This is a genomic window from Methanobrevibacter oralis, from assembly GCF_001639275.1.
In the GTDB taxonomy this organism is placed as follows: domain Archaea; phylum Methanobacteriota; class Methanobacteria; order Methanobacteriales; family Methanobacteriaceae; genus Methanocatella; species Methanocatella oralis.
Map to the genome: position 1 here is coordinate 1 of NZ_LWMU01000116.1, position 2,415 is coordinate 2,415.

Annotated in this window: 3 protein-coding genes; 2 read left to right on the plus strand and 1 reads right to left on the minus strand. The window is 27.1% G+C overall.

What is annotated here, in order from left to right:
- Nucleotides 1–288: 288 nt before the first annotated feature.
- Entirely contained in the window at nt 289–474 is a 186-nt protein-coding gene (locus tag MBORA_RS11250) for a transposase (protein ID WP_082853412.1), read from the minus strand.
- Nucleotides 475–1,206: 732 nt separating this feature from the next.
- On the opposite strand from MBORA_RS11250, the gene MBORA_RS11255 reads away from it, so the two are divergent.
- Together MBORA_RS11255 and MBORA_RS11260 are read left to right on the plus strand one after the other, a co-directional pair.
- Nucleotides 1,207–1,344: a hypothetical protein gene (locus tag MBORA_RS11255; protein WP_232817561.1), complete on the plus strand. Its 138-nt coding sequence runs from the start codon at nt 1,207–1,209 to the stop codon at nt 1,342–1,344.
- 649 nt (nt 1,345–1,993) lie between these two features.
- On the plus strand, nt 1,994–2,149 hold the full coding sequence (locus MBORA_RS11260) for a transposase (RefSeq protein WP_332870916.1): 156 nt from the start codon (nt 1,994–1,996) through the stop codon (nt 2,147–2,149).
- Nucleotides 2,150–2,415 lie beyond the last annotated feature (266 nt).

Genomic DNA, 2,415 nt, shown 5'->3' on the forward strand with positions numbered 1-2,415 from the left:
AAAACTAACAAACAAAAAAGGAATAGCCACACTAAAAATCAAAAACCTAAAAAAAGGCAAATACAACATCTACACACAATACACCAAATCAAAAATAAAAAACACAATAACAATCAAATAAAAAAAAAAGATAAGGAACCACCAACACTTCCTTATTTTAACCTTTTTTATTATAGTTTTTCTCTAAAATTTTATACTATTTAGATCATGCCAATTTTCATAAAATGATTTTTCTTTCTAATAATTTCATAGAATTTGTTCTCAAATATTTTTATTAATATTCATTCTTTAAACATTTTCAATGGGGCTTAAATCAGGACAATATTGTTTTAAATATATTAGATTTATATTTGATATTTCTGCAACTTTTTGAACCATTTTTGCTGTGTGAATCCTTGTATTGTCTAGAATTATATTAATTCTTTTTTTCTTTATGAGGCAGGATGGGACATGATTCTCATTAATTTTTAAAATTTTTTTTTTCGCTTATTTTTTTTCCTTTAATTTTATATACTATGAAGTACAATCTTTTATTATAAATATTAATATTTATGGTTGTTTTATTTATGGTTTTAAAAGATGATACTATTAATCAGACTATGTTGGTGCCTATGGACTTGAGTAATTTGATTCCTGAAGGTCATCCGTGTTATTTTATTAAAAATGTGGTTGATCAAATTGATTGTTCCGAAGCTAACAAGGAGTTTTTCGTGATAAGCCTGGTGAACCTGCTTATCCTCGTGAAAATGTTGCTTAGGATTGGTTTTGATGAGTGTTATTTGATGGTGGATTGTCTTCTCCTAATTGATAGAAGAACAAGAACTGAATATTGCTTATATGTACTTAGCAGGCATGCAAAAGCCAGTTTATAGGGACAATTTTATAAGATTCAAATTGGATTATACCTGATTTAATTGATGAAGCTTTTAAAACAACTTTTAAAGATTTGAAAAAGAAGAAAATCCGCCATTTAAGTTTTAGATGGAACTAAAGTAAAAACATCTTTAAAAAATAATAACCAATGAACAACAATTAAAAATAATCATGAAAAGAACACTTGGAAGAAAAGTATTATAAATTGGATCAAGAAGAATATTTGGAATTGGGCGATGAATCTGGAAAAATTAGTGTTCCTGAATCATATTAACAAACAAAGAAAAATTCCAAGAAACAGTAAGAGAAAATCAATAAATCCTCTTAAAAATGATGGAGACCAAAGATAAATTGAGAGCTTCAAGTAAAAAAAACCTCTTAAAACAATCCAGAGGAAAAATCCTGAAAAAAAAATTTACAAAAAAGCTTGAAACACTCGAAGAAAAGCTTAAAGAATTCTGGAAAAAATGATGTAATTAAGTGTAAATGATCCAGATTCAAGATTTTTATGATTAATAAAAAAAAGGTAAAATGGGGAATTTGGATTACAATGGACAGATTGCTGTAGACTCACATAAAAGAATAATCCTAGCATCATACATAACAATACAATCCAACAGACCATTACGAACTTGTTCCATTAAATGGAACAAGTACAATCAAATTTAACAGAAATATAACGATGAAAATGCCTGTTAATTACCAAGTAAGTGCAGATAATGGATACTCAACAGATGAAAAACACAGAATATCTTGAAAAACATGGACCTTGACGGTTACATATCCTCACGAAAACTCTCAAGAAAAGAAAAAAAAAATAGTAAATAATTGTCCGAAAAACCATTTTTCCAAAGATTAATTATCAACTATGATCACGAAATGATGACCTATATCTTCCCCCCAATTGGTCAACCACTATAGAAAAAAAAGCGAATACCAATACAAAAACAAAACAAGAATCACACATTGGACCAAAGAATGCAAAAACTGCCCAGTACAAAAATATTACAGTAAAAACACAACAATACAGAATAATCACTGACTATGGAAAATATTTCAAAAATAAAAATGCAAAGAAAAATAGAAAACCACAAAAAGCCCCCCAATAAAATCTACAAAAATACGCTCAAAAAAACAGCAGGAACTACCATTTGCAAACATGAAACAAAACATAAACCTAACAAAATTCACAACAACAGGCTTAAAACAAGTAAATATAGATTTTAAACTATACACAATAGGACACAACTTAAAAAGAGAATATACAACGAAATAAACAATAGAAACAACTGAAAAATAAAATTATTGCAAAAAATTTTTAAAATAAAAAAAAATTCTATGAAAAATTAAAAAATTTCATGTCCCATCCTGCAAAGTTAAAAAAATAAGGAAGTGTTGGTGGTTCCTTATCTTTTTTTTTTTTATTTGATTGTTATTGTGTTTTTTATTTTTGATTTGGTGTATTGTGTGTAGATGTTGTATTTGCCTTTTTTTAGGTTTTTGATTTTTAGTGTGGCTATTCCTTTTTTGTTTGTTAGTTTT